Origin of the sequence: Actinomadura sp. NPDC000929 (assembly GCF_040492065.1) — a bacterium.
Lineage (GTDB): Bacteria > Actinomycetota > Actinomycetes > Streptosporangiales > Streptosporangiaceae > Spirillospora > Spirillospora verrucosospora.
In genome coordinates, this window is the sequence record NZ_JBEUPA010000014.1 from 1 (window position 1) to 15,482 (window position 15,482).

Below are 15,482 nucleotides of genomic sequence, written 5' to 3' on the forward strand. Positions count from 1 at the left end.
GGCCGCCAGGCCGGACTCACCTTCACCGACGCCGGCGGCAACGAGCACGACACCCACCACCTGAAGGTGCCGTGGGGGTGCGGCTTCAACGGAGCGCCGACCCGCCCCGGCCGCCGAGCCCGCGGAGGAGCCGGCCTGCCCGCGCTGCGGGACGCCGCGTTCCGGCCGCTTCTGCGAGGAGGACGGGTACGACTTCGAGACCGGCACCGTCTACACCGTCGAGTTCACCCCGGCGGGCACCGCGCGCGCGGTGCCGCTGGTGCCGCAGCAGCGGGAGGGCAGCGTGCCCGTCGTCCCGCGCCCGGCCCCGGCGCCCGGCCCGCACGCGCTGGTCATCGCCGACCGCGCCTACTTCGACTTGGTGGTCGCGGAGATGGGGCCGGACGGCGGAGGGCTCGCGTTCCCGCCGTACTGCCCCGAGCGCCGCGTCCCGCTGGCCGGCCCGCAGATCCGGATCGGGCGGCGCAGCGCCTCCCGCGCGCTGCTGCCCGAGATCGACCTCAGCGCACCGCCCGAGGACCCGGGCGTCTCGCATCTGCACGCCGTCCTGCTCGCGCGGCCGGACGGCGCCTGGCACCTGATCGACCCCGGTTCGACGAACGGCACCACGGTGAACGGCGGAACGGAGCCGATCCCGGTGAACGTGCCCGTTCCGGTCGGCGACGGCGACCGCATCCACGTGGGCGCCTGGACGACCATCACGCTGTCCCTGCAGGAGGGCACGTCATGACGATGAGTCCGGCACCCCCGGCGGCTCCCGCTCCGCGTCCGCCCGCGCCGCCCGCGCCGCCTTCGGACAGGAAGCCCGCCGACCCCGGGCGCGGCGGCCGCCTGAGGACGTTCGTGCGCGGCCGGTGGCTCAAGACGATCCCGGGCCGCATCCGGGCGCACGTCGTGCTCTGCGTGGCCGCGCTCGTGGCGCTGCTGGCCGTCCTCACCGTGGCCGTCGGCAACGCGCGCGACTCCGTCGAGACGATCGGGCACGACGCCGGTCCGCAGGTCGTCGCGACCGGCACCCTGTACTTCGCGCTCAGCGACATGGACGCGCAGGTCTCCAGCATCCTGCTGATCGGCCGCGAGCACGGCCTCGGCATCGGCTACGACGAGACCCTGCGGGTGTACGAGAAGCGCCGCGGGGAGGCCGACGCGGCGGCGGTGCAGGCCGCGCAGCTCGCCGGGCGCGACCCCGCGCTGCGGCGCACCGTCCAGGAGGTGCTGGACGGCCTCGGCAAGTACGAGCGGCTCGTCGGCCAGGCCATGCAGCTCGACGCGCAGTCGAACCACGCGCCCGGCGAGACGCCGGCGCAGGTCCTGGACGCCTACCGGCAGGCCACCGACCTGATGAAGCTGCAGCTGCTGCCGAAGGCGTACAACATCACGCTCGACACCGGCGCGAACGTCCGGCAGTCGTACGAGACGAAGCGGTCGGCGGTGCTGACCGGGCGCACCTGGGTCGCCCTCACCGGACTGATCGCGCTGCTGCTGCTGGTCGCGACGCAGCTGTACCTGGTGCGGACGTTCCGGCGGGTGCTGAACCCGGCGCTGGTGCTGGCGACGCTCGGGACCGTCGTCCTCACCGCGGTCGGGGCGGGCCTGCTCACCGCCCACGCGGGGCACATCAGGACCGCCAAGGAGGACGGCTTCGACTCGATCCTCCAGCTGTCGCGGGCCCGGGCGATCAGCCACAGCGCCTTCGGGGACGAGAGCCGCTACCTCCTCGACCCCGGCCGCGCCGACACCTACGAGCAGACCTACCTCGACAAGTCGCTGTCGGTGATCTACCCCGACCTCGGCGACAGGCCGGTGAACCTGGAGAACTACTACGCGGGCCTGGAGGAGAAGGCCGGCGCGTACCGGCCCGGCCAGACCTCCCCGTTCCTCGGCTTCTTCGGGGACGAGGCGCGGACGGTGGACAGGGGCCGCGAGGGCGACGCGCTGGCCAGGACGCTCACCGCGTACCGGACCGTCCAGCGCAACGACGCGCGGATGCGGCAGCTGGCGTCGGCGGGGAACCGGGCGGGCGCGGTCGACCTGCGGATGGGCCGCACGTCCAACGCGATCCGCGACTTCGACGCCTACGACGCGGCGCTGAGCTCGCTGACCGCCGTCCACCAGGACGCGTTCGACAAGGCCATCCGGGACGCCGACGGCGGGCTGCGCGGCTGGAACGCGGTGCCGCCCGTGGCGGCCGCCGTCATCGCCGCGCTGATCATCGCGGGGGTCCGTCCCCGGCTGGCCGAGTTCCGCTGACCGAGTTCGCCTGATCAAGGAGATCAAGCCATGCGCGCGACCCGTGCCATCGCCGCCCCGGGGGCCGTCCTCGCCGCGGCGGCGCTGCTGTCGGCCTGCGGCCTCGGCGCCGAGAAGGAGCAGTCCATCGTGGACAAGGGCTCTCTCGTCATCGGCGTGAAGGAGGACCAGCCAGCCCTCGGCGTGAAGCGCCCGGACGGCACGTACGAGGGCTTCGACGTCGACGTCGCGACCTACGTCGCGGGCAAGCTGGGCGTCCCGAAGAGCCGGCTGACGTTCAGGACGACGAACTCTTCCGTCCGTGAGGACGCGCTCGCCAAGGGCGACGTCGACATGGTGGTCGCGACGTACTCGATCACGGCGAAGCGGAAGACGAAGGTCACCTTCGGCGGGCCGTACTACGTCGCCCACCAGGACACCTTCGTCCGCGCCGACGCCGCGGCGATCAGGGACGTGCGCGACCTCAAGGGCAAGCGGATCTGCGAGGTGAAGGGGTCCAACTCCTGGCGCCGCGTGATCGAGGAGCGCAAGGTGGCCGCGCGCCCGGTCACGGTGGACACCTACGGCGCCTGCATGGACGCGCTCGCCGGCGGCCGGCTCGACGCGGTGTCGACCGACGACCTGATCCTCGCCGGGTTCGCCTCCGGCCGCCCCGGACGGATGATCAACGCGCCGTTCACCGACGAGAAGTACGGCGTCGGCCTGAAGAAGGGCGACCTCAGGGGCTGCGAGGAGGTCAACCGGGCGATCACGGACATGTACCAGGACGGCACCGCGCAGCGGCTGCTGAACAGGTGGTTCGGCGGGTCGGGGCTCAAGCTGACGACCAGCGTGCCGCAGTTCGAGGGCTGTACCTGACCCCGCCGGCCGGGCCTACGGGGTGGTGGACGGGAAGGCGACGATGGCCTCCCGCAGCGTCTCGTGGATCGGGATGAACTTGTCGATCCCGGTGATGCGGAAGACCCGCTGGACGCGCGGCGGCAGCGCCACCAGCGCGAGGTGCGTGCCGTGCTCGCCGGCGCGGCGGTTCGCGGCGACGATGGCGTTCAGGCCGGTGGAGTCGCAGAACGTGACCTCGCGCATGTCGACGACCATCGGCTCGCCCGACTCGACGACCTCGAAGAGCGCCTCCTCGAAGCGCGCGCGGGACACCACGTCGATGTCGCCCTTGACGCGGACGAGCGTGCAGCGGTCGTCCCGCATCAGGCTGATGTCGAAGTCCATCGTCACCTCACGCCCCACTCCGGTGGTGGTCCCCGGCCATCTCAGGTGACTCCTCAGGATCGCGCACGCGTGCCCGCATTCCAAGTAGTTCCCGGGTTAAGGACCAGGTCGCCCGCCCGGCTCCCGGACCGTAACGAGGGCCCGGACGCCCGTCTGCTCCCCGGTCCCGACTGTACCTGACGATGCGCCCGGGGCATCCGGGTGCCTCCCGGGAGATCCGGTAAACGGGGTAATAACTTACCGAAGAGAAACTTACTTGGCGGTAAGGAATGGCCGCGAATCTCGTCCACCCGGCGTTTGACCAGGCCTTGGACCATTTATGGCCCTCTCCGGGGCGGGAAAGGAGGATGCTGACCGGGGCCCGGATCGGTGCAGAGGTTACAGTGGCTGTGGCGAAATTCGGGAGGCTGGGTGTTCTACACGTTCATGACGCGCGTGGTGCGTCCGATCCTCTGGCTGCTTTTCCGTCCGCGGGTCGTGGGCGGCGAGAACGTGCCGAGCTACGGGCCGCTCATCGTGGCGAGCAACCACCTGTCGTTCATCGACAGCTTCATCATCCCGCTGGCGGTCCCGCGCCCGGTCACCTACATCGCCAAGGCGGCCTACTTCGAGGGCGGCGGCCTCAAGAACCGCTTCGTCCGCTGGTTCCTCACCAACCTCGGCCACGTCCCGGTGCGGCGCGGCGCCCGGCGGGCCGCCATGGGCGCCCTGGAGCAGGCCGCCGAGGTGCTCGACAACGCCGGCGCGTTCGCGATCTACCCCGAGGGCACCCGCTCCCCGGACGGGCGCCTCTACCGCGGCCGGACGGGCATCGGCTGGCTCGCGCTGGAGTCCGGCGCCCGCGTCCTGCCGGTCGCGCTGGAGGGCACCGAGAAGATCCAGCCGATCGGGGCGGCGTTCCCGCGCGTGTTCGGCCCGCGCCCCACCGTGCGGATCGGACCGCCGATGGACTTCTCCCACTACAGGGACCTGCCGCCCGCCAAGGCCCGCCGCGCCATCACCGACGAGATCGTCGAGACGATCCAGAAGATGTCCGGCCAGGAGTACGCCGCGGAGTACAACGAGCGGGCCGAAAAGGGCTGACCCGCGTGTCGTCGGGGGCGGTGCGCCCCTTTCGCGCCGTAGTGTCGCCGCCATGGCGCACAGGCTCCTCCCCGTCACGCTGCTGCTGTCGACGGCCGTCGCGGCCACCGCGTGCGGCGGCGACGCCGAGCGCGCCACCCAGGTGCGCGGCACCGCCCGCGCCGAGGTGGCGGGCATCGGCTACACCTCCGCGCAGCTCGCGCAGGCGCTGCTCCAGCAGCCGTCCGGCTACCGGCGCGCGGGCGAGCCCGACTGGGGCGAGTACGGCTCGCTGAAGGCCATCCAGAACGCCTCCAGGCTCCAGCGGGAGGCCGTCCTCGACAAGCCCTCCTGCGGGAAGTCCCGTCCGGGCGGCGACGTGGCCGGCGGCGTGCCCGCGGCGCTCGTCTCCTTCGCCGGCGAGCGCGGCCTGACCGCGACCGAGACCCTCATGAGCATGCCCGCCGCCGACGCGGAGAAGCAGGTCAACGCCCGTGTCCCTCCCGGCTGCCTGAGGTTCCGCACCAGGGTCGGCTCCGCCTGGGCCGCGCACAGGGTGGCCGAGGCGCCGAAGGGGGAGATCGGCGAGGGCTCGCGCACCGTCGGCGTCGCCACCGTCGGCGGGGGCGCGAGCACCCGCACGTGGTACGTCGTGTTCCGGGGCCGCCGCTTCCTCGCCACGATCACGGTCTTCGGGCCCGGCGCCACGCGGGCCGACGCCGAACGCCTCGCGGGCGAGGCGCTGGCCCAGGCCGACCGGGTCCTGTCCTGAGCCCCGCGGCTCGCCGTCCCCGCGGCGCAGCGGATAGCGTTCGCCTTACGCGGCGCGGAGAACGGCTCCGGGCGCACCGGGCCAGGGGGTTTCCTTGATCGGTAAGGAGGGCCGGGTGACCGGCCGGATCGGGCCCGGGCTGGTCGGCGAGGTCATGATCGCGGTTCGCGGCGGCTCGGAGGCGTTCTACGCCCATCCCGTCGACCCGCGCGACGAGATCGGCGTCGGCTCGATCGTCGTCGTGGTCGAGTACCACCCGCCGCGGACGGTGTACGTGGCGCCCGCGCTGGCCCGCTGAGGCGTCCCGCCGGGCCTGGCCTGATGCGGACGTGAACTTCCGGTTCGCAGACCGAACCGGACACGCCTCCGCCGCGTCTGATGGGAAACGCGGACGGGCCTGACACTTCGGCCGGCCGCCCGACCGGAGGAGGAGGCCCGTATGCCCGTGATCGCCGTTGCGATCGGCGTCGTCGTCGCCATCATCGTGCTGATCGTGCTGTTCAAGATGGTGTGGCGGGTGGCCGAGCCGAACGAGGCCCTGATCATCTCCGGGCTGGGCGCCAAGTCCAAGCCGATCGACGGCGTGGACAGCCTCGGCTTCAAGATCGTGACCGGCAAGGGGACGTCCGTCCTGCCCGGCTTCCAGACGGCGCGCCGCCTGCGGCTCGACAGCCGCGCCGCGAACCTGGAGGTCAACTGCGTGACGCAGCAGGGCATCCCGGTCAAGGTCCGCGGCGTGGTCATCTACAAGGTCGGCGACGACTTCGTGTCGATCGCCAACGCCGCGCGGCGCTTCCTGGAGCAGCAGAACTCGATGGACGGCGCGATCCACGAGCTGTTCACCGGCCACCTGCGCTCCATCATCGGCAACCTCACCGTCGAGGACCTGATCCTCAACCGCGAGCGCCTCACCTCCGAGACCCGCGGCTCGGCCGCCGACGAGATGAGCAAGCTCGGCCTGGTCGTCGACTCCCTCCAGATCCAGGAGATCGACGACGAGACCGGCTACATCACCAACCTCGGCCGCCCGCACGCCGCCAGGGTCGCCGCCGCCGCCCGCATCGCCGAGGCCGAGCGCAACCAGGAGGCCACCGAGCGCGAGCAGGAGACCGAGCGGCAGAACGCGGCGGTCATCCGGGACACCGAGATGAAGAAGGCCGAGTACCAGGGCCAGGTGCAGCAGGCCGCGCAGCAGGCGCGCCAGGAGGTCATCCTCAAGGAGACCCGCAACGCCGAGCTGGAGGCCGAGCGCACCGAGAAGCGGCTGGAGAGCGAGATCCGCAAGCCCGCCGACGCCCGCGCCTACGAGCAGGTCAAGCTGGCCGAGGCCGAGCGCGAGGAGCGCATCTCCTACGCCCAGGCCGCCGCGACCGAGGTCCAGCTCAAGGCGCAGCGCGAGTCCGAGGCCATCCGGCTGATCGGTGAGGCCGAGGCGGACGCGACCCGCCGCCGGGGCCTGGCCGAGGCCGAGGCGATCAAGGCCCGCGCGGAGGCGCTGGCGGAGAACACCGACGCCGTCATCGCCCAGCAGCTCGCCGAGCAGTGGCCGCAGATCGTCGAGGCGGGCGCGGGCGTGTTCGGCAACGTCGACAACATGGTCGTTCTGAACGGCGCCCAGGGCGTCGAGGACATGCTCGCCAAGGCCCTCACGCTCGGCGGCACCGGCCTCGGCGTCGCCCGCCAGCTGCTCGCCGGGCTGAACTCCCCGAGCGCCCCGGCGGGAGTCAACGGCCACAACGGGACCCCGGCCGCGACCGTCCCCGTCGAGATCCCCAAGGAAGACTAGGCGCCGATGCGCGGAAGGCCCGGCCCCGCCGGGCCTTCCTGGCGTCAGCGGGGGGCCGGTCCCGCTAAGTTCGTTGCATGCCCGTGCCCCGGCTCGCCGTCTCCGTCGACCTCGTCGTGCTCACCGTCCGGGAGCAGCGCCTGTGCGCCCTGCGGTGGCGGCGCGACCGGCCGCCGTACGAGGGGGCGTGGTCGCTGCCGGGCGGGTTCATCCAGCTCGACGAGGACCTGCCGGTGGCCGCGGCCCGGCTGATGGCCGAGCGCGCGGGGCTCGCGGACGTGCGGATCCACCTGGAGCAGCTCGCCACCTACGGGTACCCGGACCGCGACCCCCGGCAGCGGGTGGTGAGCGTCGCCTACCTGGGGCTGGCGCCGGACCTGCCCGCCTCCAGCCGCGCCCAGGTGCTGTGGACGGCCGTCGACGACCTCCTCCACCACGACCGGGCCGCGTTCGACCACCGGCGGATCCTGGGCGACGGGATGGAGCGGGCGCGGGCGAAGCTGGAGTACACCTCGCTGGCGGCGGCGTTCTGCCCGCCCGAGTTCACGGTCGCGGAGCTGCGGCGCGTCTACGAGATCGTCTGGGGCACCACCCTCGACCCGCGGAACTTCCACCGGAAGGTGACCGGCGCCGACCGGTTCCTCATCCCGACCGACCAGACCACGACCCGCGACGGAGGGCGCCCCGCGCGCCTCTACCGCCGGGGCGATGCCGAGCAGTTGCGGCCGCCCATGCTGAGGCCGCGCGGATGAGCTTTTACCTGGGGTGATGTTCCGAGCAGCGCCGGACCGTTGCTAGTTTCACCCCCTATGAACGGTGACTCGCCCGAAGTGCTCGGCCTGCTCGTCCGGGACATCGGTGAGGCGGGCGTCGCGGAGATGGCCGGTTCCCCGGGCCTCGCGGCGGCCGTCGACCAGCACGTGGCCAGCCTCCGCGACGAGCTCGGCGCGCCCGGCGAACCGCCCGGCGCCGACGAGCTGATGGGCTATCTGCACGGCTTCGCGGAGGACGCCTTCAACCGGGGCTGGTGGCCGCAGGACACCCAGGACTGGGAGTTCGTCCGGATCGTGGCCGTTTGCTGGATGATGAGGAACGCTGCGTAGGCTGGGCCCATCACCCCTGTGCAATCTGGAGGACAACGGTGTCCGAGGCACCCACACCCCGCTTCCGCTCCGTTCTCGACCGCTTCGTGGCTTACAAGCCCGGCAAGGTCGTGGTGTCGCCCGAGGGGCGCTCGTTCAAGCTGTCGTCCAACGAGTCGCCGCACGGGCCGCTGCCCTCGGTCGTCGAGGCGATCGGTGAGGCGGCGCGCAACATCAACCGCTACCCGGACAACAACGCGACCGCGCTGACCGAGGCGATCGCGTCGTTCTGCGGCGTCCCCGCCGACCACGTCGCGGTGGGCTGCGGCTCCGTCGGGATGACCCAGATGCTGCTGGAGGCGGTCGCCGAGCCGGGCGCCGAGGTCGTGTACGCGTGGCGGTCGTTCGAGGCGTACCCGCTGCTGGTGTCGCTGTCGGGCGCGACGAGCGTCCAGGTGCCCCTGCGAGACGAGACCCACGACCTGCGCGCGATGGCGGACGCCATCACCGAGAAGACGCGGCTGGTCTTCGTCTGCAACCCGAACAACCCCACCGGCACCGCCGTGGGCCGCGCCGAGATCGAGGAGCTCCTCGACCGCGTTCCCGCCGACTGCCTGGTGGTCCTGGACGAGGCGTACCGCGAGTACGTCCGCGACGACGACGTCCCGGACGGCCTCACCCTCTACGGCGACCGTCCCAACCTGGCGATCCTGCGCACGTTCTCCAAGGCCTACGGCCTGGCGGGCCTGCGCATCGGCTACCTCGTCGCGCACCCGCTCGTCGCCGGCTCCATCCGCAAGACGTTCCTGCCGTTCAGCGTGAACTCCGTCGCGCAGGCCGCCGGCATCGCGTCCCTGGACGCCACCGACGAGCTGATGGAGCGCGTCGAGGGCACGGTGAAGGAGCGCGACCGCGTCCGCGCCGCCCTCCTCGCCGACGGCTGGACGGTCCCGCCCACCGAGGCGAACTTCGTGTGGCTGCGCCTCGGCGACCGCACGATGGAGTTCTCCGCCGCCTGCGACGCCCACGGCGTGAGCGTCCGCCCCTTCGACGGCGAGGGCGCCCGCGTCTCCATCGGCTCCCCCGAGGAGAACGACGCCTTCCTCACCGTCGCCAGCTCCTTCCCCCACCGCAACTGACCGTCGGCGGCGCGCCCGGCCCGGTTCGTCGGGGCCGGGAGCACGTCCTCGCTCCGGCGTCAGCCGGGCCGGGGGCCGGGGCTCCGGGCCGCGGCCGCGGCGGTCTCGACGTCGATGCCCGTGCCCGGGGCGAGGCTCTCGGCCGTCTGGAGCGCGGTGGCGAGCGCGGCCACCGCCAGCTCGACCAGCTGCCAGCGGGGGACGTCGTGGTGCGCGAGGTGGTCGATGATGAGCTCGTCGAGGTAACCGACCCACCCGCGCATGGTGCTGCGCAGGACGGGAGGGACCGGGCCGGTCGCGCCCAGTGCGCGCAGGATCCGCTCGGCGCCCTCCCAGCGCAGTTCCTCCACGAGCGCGTGGACCTCGGGGTCGGAGCCGATCCCGCCGCGCATGAGAGCGAGGTACCCGGCGGCGTTGTCGTCGATGAAGCGGATGTGGCGGTCGATCGTGGCGCGGATCCGCTCACCGGGTGACGCGCCGCCCGCCGGAGCGTCGCGAACCGCGCGCACCCGGTCGGCGGCCGCCCGGACGGTGGCCAGGTAGAGGCCCCGCTTGTTGCCGAAATGGTGGGCGATCAGCCCGTAGGCGACGCCGGCCCGCCGGGCGATCTCGCTGGTCGTGACCTCGTCGTAGGCGCGCTCGGTGAACAGCTCACCGGCGGCCCGGATGAGCGCCGCTCTTCTGTCGATGGCCGCCTCCGGTGGTTGACGTTCCGCCCTGGCGCTGCCTACGATCCCGCATTGATTGATAATCAGTCAAGGAGGGTGCGATGATCTCCGCGGCACGGATCCTGCTCACCGGCGCGTCCAGCGGCATCGGCCGCGCCCTCGCCCTCGCGCTCGCCGCCGAGGGCGCCCGGCTCGCCGTGGCCGCGCGACGGGAGGGAGAGCTGCGGGCGCTGGCGGCGGAGATCGGCGAGCGGGGGCACCCGGTGCCGACGGTGCTGGCCTGCGACCTGTCGGTGCCCGGTGCCGCCGCGGACCTGGCGGCCCGTGCGCGGGACGCCCTCGGCGGCATCGACGTCCTCGTCAGCAACGCGGGAGTGAGCCTGGTCGAGGCCCAGGCCGACCTCGGGGACGACGAGAGCGCCCGCGCGAGCTTCGAGACGAACTTCTGGTCCCCGCTGGCGCTGGCCGCCGCCGTCCTGCCCGGGATGCGCGAGGCCGGGAGCGGCACGATCGTCAACGTCACGTCGACCGTGCAGGCCGTCCCGCTGCCGCTGCTCGGCTACTACGGCGCCGCGAAGGCGGCCCTCGCGCAGGCCACCGGCTCACTCCGGCACGAACTGCGCCATACCCCGATCCGCGTGCTGGAGGTCGTGCCGGGCTCCACCGACACGCCCCTGCGGGACGTCGACCGGCTTCCCTGGCGCGCGCCGACCAGGACACCGCCGCCGGTCCCGCCGGAGTCGGTCGCCCGGGCGACCGTCCGGGCGCTGAAGAGCGGCAGGCGGCGCGTCGTGCACCCCGCCTACTCGCTCCTCCCGCTCGAACTCCCGGTCATCGGACGTCTGGTCGCCTCCGTCGCCGCCCGGCGCATCGACACCGGCGGCGTTCTCGTACCGCGGCGGTGACGAGCGGAGGGGACCGCGATACGGCCGGACGTGCCGGTACACGCTCGCGTCGCGGTCAGCCGGCCTTGGCCGGGCCGAGTTTCTCCACGATCAGGCGGTAGAGCTGGCGGGGGCGGCCCGGCTGGGGGGTGCGGTTCGGGGGGGAGCGGCCAGGCGAGGCCCTCCTCGACCAGCGTGCGCAGGAGGCGGCGGGCGGTGCGGGGCGTGACGCCGAGCATCTTGCCGGCGTTCTCCGCGTCGACGATGAGGGGCTGCTCCTGGTCGCCGAGCTTGTCGGCGAGCCGGGCCAGGATCTCCAGGCCCTTCGGCTTGGCCTGCGGCTGGGTGCGCGGCGGCGTGCGCGGTGCCGGAACGAGCGCGCGGCCGTCGCGGTCCAGCGCGAAGCCCTGCGCCCGCTGGGAGCTCTGGGAGCGCGCCAACGCGGCGCGGGCGTGGTTCTCCGCCTCGTGGGCCGTGCGGCCCATGCCGATGCCGACCTCGATGGCCAGGCCGAGCTCCTCGCGGACGCGCTCGACGAACGGCGGCGTCCGGAAGCCCTCGGTGGACGCGGTGACCGAGCCGCGCGTGGCGATGACGAGGTAGCTGTGGTCGTCGACGGGCCACACGGAGGCGTTCATCCGGTGCGCCTCCTGGAGGAGCACCCGGTGCAGGGCCAGCTTCAGCTCGTCGCGCCAGTAGCGCGGGGTGACGCGGCGCGGGGTCTCGCGGAGGGTCGGGACGTCCACCAGCACGACGACGAGCTGCGACTCCTCCAGGCGGTGGTGGGCGCCGAGGAGCGCGGCGGTCTGCAGGGAGCTGCGGATCGCGGCGCCGGTCGGCCGGACGCGGATGGTCGGGACGCCCGCCATCTCCATGCGCTCGGCGGTCGCGTGCACGCAGGTCATCGCGACGGTGGTGGCGCCGCGCCGCCAGAGCCGCTCGTGGAACGCGGCGAGTGTGCCGGGGCCCGCGGCCTCCTCGCGCAGGTGCACCTGCTCGGTGCCGAGGCTGATCTCGGAGTAGGCCTCCTCGACCTCGGCGCGGCCGAGCACGTCGATGCTGACCCGGGACGGGTCGAAGCGCTCGTCGAGGGACGCCCGCAGCAGCGCGCCCTGCAGGGCGGCGCCGTTCAGCGGCACGTACGTGGCGGGCATCGTCAGGACGCCGGCCTTGCGCGCGAAGTCGTACGGGACGGGACTGGCGAACAGGCACACGTCCACGCCCGAGCCGAGGCGCACGACCTTGTCGGCCGCCTCCTGCTCGTCGCGGTACGCGGCGGCCACCAGCCTGCTCGGTACGGGTGTGGGGCCGTGGCCCATGAGCATGACCCGTTCGACGAGGTCGTGGGGGCCCACGACCCCGATCGTGAGGTCGGGGGTGACGGACCCCGTTCGCGCCGCCGTCATCGATGATCGCTCGCTTCCCATCCGGCCTCTCGGCGGGGGCACCGCCCCGGCCATCTGATCGCGCACGTTCCGCCCAACGGTTGACTCATGGCTTGACGCCCCTGCCTTCTGACCCAGCACCCGCACTTCCCGTGCGATTCGACTTCCCGCGAACCCGCCTCCGGAAAGTGGAGGAGGGCCGTCTTGCCCGAGCTCCCACCCGCCTCGGCGAAGCGGAGAGGATCTCCTTCTAGCTGGCAGATCGGGTCAGGGCGACGCGATGTGACACCCAGACGCGAAATCGAATCAAGAGTGCGGCGAAAAAGTAACCTACGCGACCCCCTGGTCAGTAATTTGTCACCAATCGGCCAGCCTTGATCCTGCATCTTCGGATGTCCGAAGTTGAAAAACAAGACCCGAAACCATGGCGAGGGCCCCTTCCTGACGCTCCTACGTACTGGAGGGACCCCTGCGGTGTCCGTTTGGTTTACGCGGCGGCCGAAATCAGGCGACCCGATCTCGCCTGCTCCGGAAAGACGAGTGATCCGTCCAGAGCGCGTGATCGGGGGCGGTTGGTGAATTTTTACCGCGTTACGGTCCGGTCGAATCGGACCGTTCCACGCATGACTTCGCAGGTCAGAGAGTCGGCGTTCGACCGGTAAGGAAGCTCCGTCCGAGCCGTGCGTAACCGCGCGGTAACGCACGGCTCAACGGATTTGCCGGGGACCGTTACTCGGCTCGTCAGGGATCAACCAGGAGTTGGTCAGGCCCGAGGCCACATTCGGCCGATCGACCAACGGCGACCGGACGCGCGGCGCTGAGCTTCGGACGGCGCGGCGGCGCGGTTCGGATGGCGCCGCGCCGCGACGGCGCCCGGCGCTAGCCGACTTCGCGGACGATCTCGGCGCCGAGCTGGGAGAGCCGCTCGGCCGTGTGCGCGTGCCCGCGGTCGAGGTAGTAGGCGGAGGTGATGGTGGTCTCGCCCTCGGCGGCGAGGCCGGCCAGCACCAGGGCGCTGCCGCAGCGCAGGTCGTGCGCCTCGACCTCGGCGCCGCGCAGGCCGCGCGGGCCGTTGACCTTCGCGCGGTTGCCGTCCACCTCGATGTCGGCGCCCATCTTCGCCAGCTCGCCGGCCAGCTTGAACCGGCCGTCGAAGATCCGCTCGTAGATGTAGGAGGGGCCCTCGGCCAGGCAGGACACCGCCATGATCGGCGACTGCAGGTCGGTGGCGAAGCCCGGGTACTCGTCGGTGATGACGTTGATCGGGCGGAGCGTCCGGTCGCGGCGCACCTGCAGGACGGCGCCCTGCTGGTGGAACTCCACGCCCATCTGCTCCAGCTTGTCGGCGGCGACGCCGAGGTGCTCCAGCGAGGCGCCGACGAGGCTGAGGTCGCCGCCGGTGATCGCGGCGGCCATCACGAACACGCCGGCGTCGATCCGGTCGGGCATCACGGTGTGCTCGACGGCGGTCAGCTCGTCCACGCCCTCGACCGTGATGAAGCCGGTGCCGCCGCCGCTGATCCGGGCGCCCATCGCCTGGAGGATGGCGATGTTGTCCAGCACCTCCGGCTCCAGCGCCGCGTTCTTGATCAGCGTGGTGCCGTGCGCCAGCGCCGCCGCCATGATCAGGTTCTCGGTGCCGGTGTGCGAGGGGGTGTCGCAGTAGAGCGTGCCGCCGCGCAGGTCGCCGGCCTTGATGTGGATGATGCCGTCGCCGTTGTCGGCCACGTGCTCGGTGACCGTGGCGCCCATCCGCTTGAAGCCGTTGTAGTGGAAGTCCAGGTTGCGGCTGCCGAGGTTGCAGCCGCCGACGCCCTCGATGACCGCCTCGCCGAGACGGTGCAGCAGGGCGGGGACGAACAGGAACGAGCCGCGGAACCGGGACGCGATCTCGGCGGGCAGCACGGGGCTGCTCAGCGTCGAGGCGTCGATCACCAGCGTGCGCTCGGTCTCGTGCAGCTCGGCCTTGGCGCCGATGGCCCGCGCCAGCTCCACCGCCCGCCGCACGTCCTCGATGATCGGGACGTTGCGCAGCACGGTGCGTCCCCGGGAGGCCATCAGCGAGGCGCCGATCATCGGGAGGACGGCGTTCTTCGCGCCCTGGATGAAGACCGTGCCGTGCAGCTGCCGGCCGCCGCGCATGCGGTAGCGAACCTCGTGGCCCATGCTCATGCCGCCTAACTTCCTCTCGGGTGCGGTTGCGTGTGCGATCCAGTTGGGAGCACGAGGGCCGAGCGTGCCTGACGGTGTCCCCCCGCTGCCGACGCGACCCCAGTAAACCATCGGGCCGGAGGTGTGGCGTCCGGCCCGGGCCCCGCGGGCGTCAGTCTGCTCGTTGAGACTTCCGGAACACGCCAAAGGTTCGCGTTCCCTGAGGAAATTCCCCCGGCGAGCCTAGGGGCGGCGGCCCCCCGCCGCCGGGGTTTTGAAGATCATCATTCGGTGCGGGGGGCCACGACCTCGACCGGGTCGCCCACCCTGAGCGTGCCGAGGACGCGCGGGACGCAGTTCTGGCCGAACTGGATTCCGCGGTCCCGGGTGCGGTAGGAGGCGAGCGTCCGCAGCGGCTCACGGCCGCGCTCCGCGGTCCGCTGGTCGGTGGTGGTGACGACGCAGCGGGTGCACGGCTTGACCATCTCGATGACGGCCTCGCCGACGCGCAGCAGGCGCACCTCGTCCTCGCCGTAGGGGCCGAGGCCCTCGACGACGAGAGACGGGCGGAACCGGTTCATCGGGAGGGGCTCGTCCAGCCGCGCGTTGAGGTCGGCGAGGGACTCGGCCGAGATGACCAGGAGCGGGTAGCCGTCGGCGAACATGACCTCGCCGCCGCCGCGGGCCGTCGGACGCAGGCCGGTGAAGCGCACGAGGCGGCAGCCGGCGCCGAGCAGGTCGCCGAACCAGGCCGCGGCCTCGTCGCCCTGGTCGACGCCCCGGCACTGCGACCGCTGGACGGAGACCTCCCGCACCTCGCCCTCGTCCGCGGCCTTGTGGACGAGTCGCGAGGCGCCGGGGGCGTCCACCGTGAGGACCGTCCCGTCGTAGGACGGGCGCATCAGCGCCATCCGGGCGTGGTCGCGCTGGGACAGGAAGCGGCCCTCGGGGGTGACCAGCATGAACTCGCGGTCGAACGGCAGGCCGCGCGGGGTCAGCTCCGCACTGCGCAGCGCCGTCCCGCCGCCGCCCTTGAGCGGGTAGACGTTCAGCTCGGTCAGGGTCCCCTGCACGGCCCC

At 72.5% G+C, this 15,482-nt stretch carries 16 protein-coding genes and 2 pseudogenes; 11 read left to right on the forward strand and 7 right to left on the reverse strand.

The features are described from left to right. A partial coding sequence (locus tag ABWI04_RS07835; protein ID WP_353831910.1) for a hypothetical protein occupies positions 1-207 on the reverse strand: 207 nt, incomplete at its 3' end. 43 nt (positions 208-250) lie between these two features. On the opposite strand from ABWI04_RS07835, the gene ABWI04_RS07840 reads away from it, so the two are divergent. Genes ABWI04_RS07840 through ABWI04_RS07850 form a run of 3 tightly spaced genes read left to right on the forward strand, consistent with a single transcriptional unit; the run spans position 251 to position 3,108 of the window. Then, entirely contained in the window at positions 251-730 is a 480-nt protein-coding gene (locus tag ABWI04_RS07840) for an FHA domain-containing protein (RefSeq protein ID WP_353831911.1), read from the forward strand. Then, complete coding sequence (locus ABWI04_RS07845) at positions 727-2,250, forward strand: GlnX family signal transduction membrane protein (protein ID WP_353831912.1); 1,524 nt, start codon at positions 727-729, stop codon at positions 2,248-2,250. Before ABWI04_RS07840 ends, ABWI04_RS07845 begins: the two co-directional genes overlap by 4 nt. 30 nt (positions 2,251-2,280) lie before the next feature. Beyond that, positions 2,281-3,108, forward strand: coding sequence for a glutamate ABC transporter substrate-binding protein (locus tag ABWI04_RS07850; protein ID WP_353831913.1), 828 nt, complete (start codon positions 2,281-2,283; stop codon positions 3,106-3,108). A 15-nt stretch (positions 3,109-3,123) separates the two neighbouring features. Here ABWI04_RS07850 and ABWI04_RS07855 read toward each other — a convergent pair whose 3' ends face one another. After that, positions 3,124-3,474, reverse strand: coding sequence for an STAS domain-containing protein (locus ABWI04_RS07855; protein ID WP_345171416.1), 351 nt, complete (start codon positions 3,472-3,474; stop codon positions 3,124-3,126). Positions 3,475-3,885: 411 nt separating this feature from the next. Here ABWI04_RS07855 and ABWI04_RS07860 point away from each other — a divergent pair, with 411 nt between their 5' ends. From ABWI04_RS07860 to hisC, 7 genes are all read left to right on the forward strand, one after another. Further along, positions 3,886-4,557: a lysophospholipid acyltransferase family protein gene (locus tag ABWI04_RS07860; protein ID WP_345171414.1), complete on the forward strand. Its 672-nt coding sequence runs from the start codon at positions 3,886-3,888 to the stop codon at positions 4,555-4,557. 52 nt (positions 4,558-4,609) lie between these two features. Continuing rightward, positions 4,610-5,308 (forward strand): hypothetical protein, encoded by a 699-nt coding sequence (locus ABWI04_RS07865; protein WP_345171412.1) that lies wholly within the window; start codon positions 4,610-4,612, stop codon positions 5,306-5,308. A 115-nt stretch (positions 5,309-5,423) separates the two neighbouring features. Continuing rightward, positions 5,424-5,606: an NfeD C-terminal domain-containing protein gene (locus ABWI04_RS07870; RefSeq protein ID WP_345171410.1), complete on the forward strand. Its 183-nt coding sequence runs from the start codon at positions 5,424-5,426 to the stop codon at positions 5,604-5,606. A gap of 141 nt (positions 5,607-5,747) precedes the next feature. Then, the gene (locus ABWI04_RS07875; protein ID WP_353831914.1) at positions 5,748-7,094 is read left to right on the forward strand and encodes an SPFH domain-containing protein; all 1,347 of its coding nucleotides are present in this window, start codon (positions 5,748-5,750) and stop codon (positions 7,092-7,094) included. Between the two features lie 77 nt (positions 7,095-7,171). Further along, entirely contained in the window at positions 7,172-7,846 is a 675-nt protein-coding gene (locus ABWI04_RS07880) for an NUDIX hydrolase (protein ID WP_179831702.1), read from the forward strand. A 57-nt stretch (positions 7,847-7,903) separates the two neighbouring features. Continuing rightward, entirely contained in the window at positions 7,904-8,197 is a 294-nt protein-coding gene (locus ABWI04_RS07885) for a DUF6401 family natural product biosynthesis protein (protein WP_345171405.1), read from the forward strand. A 38-nt stretch (positions 8,198-8,235) separates the two neighbouring features. Further along, positions 8,236-9,315, forward strand: a complete 1,080-nt coding sequence (gene hisC, locus ABWI04_RS07890; protein ID WP_353831915.1) for a histidinol-phosphate transaminase — start codon at positions 8,236-8,238, stop codon at positions 9,313-9,315. A 59-nt stretch (positions 9,316-9,374) separates the two neighbouring features. On the opposite strand, the gene ABWI04_RS07895 is transcribed toward hisC, so the two are convergent. Both ABWI04_RS07895 and ABWI04_RS07900 read right to left on the reverse strand, forming a co-directional pair. Next, positions 9,375-9,824, reverse strand: coding sequence for a hypothetical protein (locus ABWI04_RS07895; protein ID WP_345171401.1), 450 nt, complete (start codon positions 9,822-9,824; stop codon positions 9,375-9,377). 36 nt (positions 9,825-9,860) lie between these two features. Next, positions 9,861-10,070 (reverse strand): annotated as a pseudogene (locus tag ABWI04_RS07900) (helix-turn-helix domain-containing protein); the annotation flags it as partial. 14 nt (positions 10,071-10,084) lie between these two features. Here ABWI04_RS07900 and ABWI04_RS07905 point away from each other — a divergent pair. Further along, complete coding sequence (locus ABWI04_RS07905; protein ID WP_353831916.1) at positions 10,085-10,888, forward strand: SDR family NAD(P)-dependent oxidoreductase; 804 nt, start codon at positions 10,085-10,087, stop codon at positions 10,886-10,888. Between the two features lie 55 nt (positions 10,889-10,943). On the opposite strand, the pseudogene ABWI04_RS07910 reads toward ABWI04_RS07905, so the two are convergent. From ABWI04_RS07910 to ABWI04_RS07920, 3 genes and pseudogenes are all read right to left on the reverse strand, one after another. Continuing rightward, positions 10,944-12,192 (reverse strand): annotated as a pseudogene (locus tag ABWI04_RS07910) (transcriptional regulator). Between the two features lie 939 nt (positions 12,193-13,131). Then, a complete protein-coding gene (gene murA, locus ABWI04_RS07915; protein WP_179838279.1) occupies positions 13,132-14,418 on the reverse strand; it encodes a UDP-N-acetylglucosamine 1-carboxyvinyltransferase in 1,287 nt (428 codons plus the stop codon). A 269-nt stretch (positions 14,419-14,687) separates the two neighbouring features. Further along, on the reverse strand, positions 14,688-15,476 hold the full coding sequence (locus ABWI04_RS07920; RefSeq protein WP_345171395.1) for an MOSC domain-containing protein: 789 nt from the start codon (positions 15,474-15,476) through the stop codon (positions 14,688-14,690). Between the last annotated feature and the right edge of the window lie 6 nt (positions 15,477-15,482).

Bases quoted from the DNA above. Each gene is read 5' to 3' on its own strand.
- ABWI04_RS07855 (WP_345171416.1), bottom strand. From the start codon at position 3,474: ATGGACTTCGACATCAGCCTGATGCGGGACGACCGCTGCACGCTCGTC.
- ABWI04_RS07845 (WP_353831912.1), top strand. From the start codon at position 727: ATGACGATGAGTCCGGCACCCCCGGCGGCTCCCGCTCCGCGTCCGCCC.
- ABWI04_RS07865 (WP_345171412.1), top strand. From the start codon at position 4,610: ATGGCGCACAGGCTCCTCCCCGTCACGCTGCTGCTGTCGACGGCCGTC.
- ABWI04_RS07875 (WP_353831914.1), top strand. From the start codon at position 5,748: ATGCCCGTGATCGCCGTTGCGATCGGCGTCGTCGTCGCCATCATCGTG.
- ABWI04_RS07880 (WP_179831702.1), top strand. From the start codon at position 7,172: ATGCCCGTGCCCCGGCTCGCCGTCTCCGTCGACCTCGTCGTGCTCACC.
- ABWI04_RS07885 (WP_345171405.1), top strand. From the start codon at position 7,904: ATGAACGGTGACTCGCCCGAAGTGCTCGGCCTGCTCGTCCGGGACATC.
- ABWI04_RS07850 (WP_353831913.1), top strand. From the start codon at position 2,281: ATGCGCGCGACCCGTGCCATCGCCGCCCCGGGGGCCGTCCTCGCCGCG.
- ABWI04_RS07905 (WP_353831916.1), top strand. From the start codon at position 10,085: ATGATCTCCGCGGCACGGATCCTGCTCACCGGCGCGTCCAGCGGCATC.
- murA (WP_179838279.1), bottom strand. From the start codon at position 14,418: ATGGGCCACGAGGTTCGCTACCGCATGCGCGGCGGCCGGCAGCTGCAC.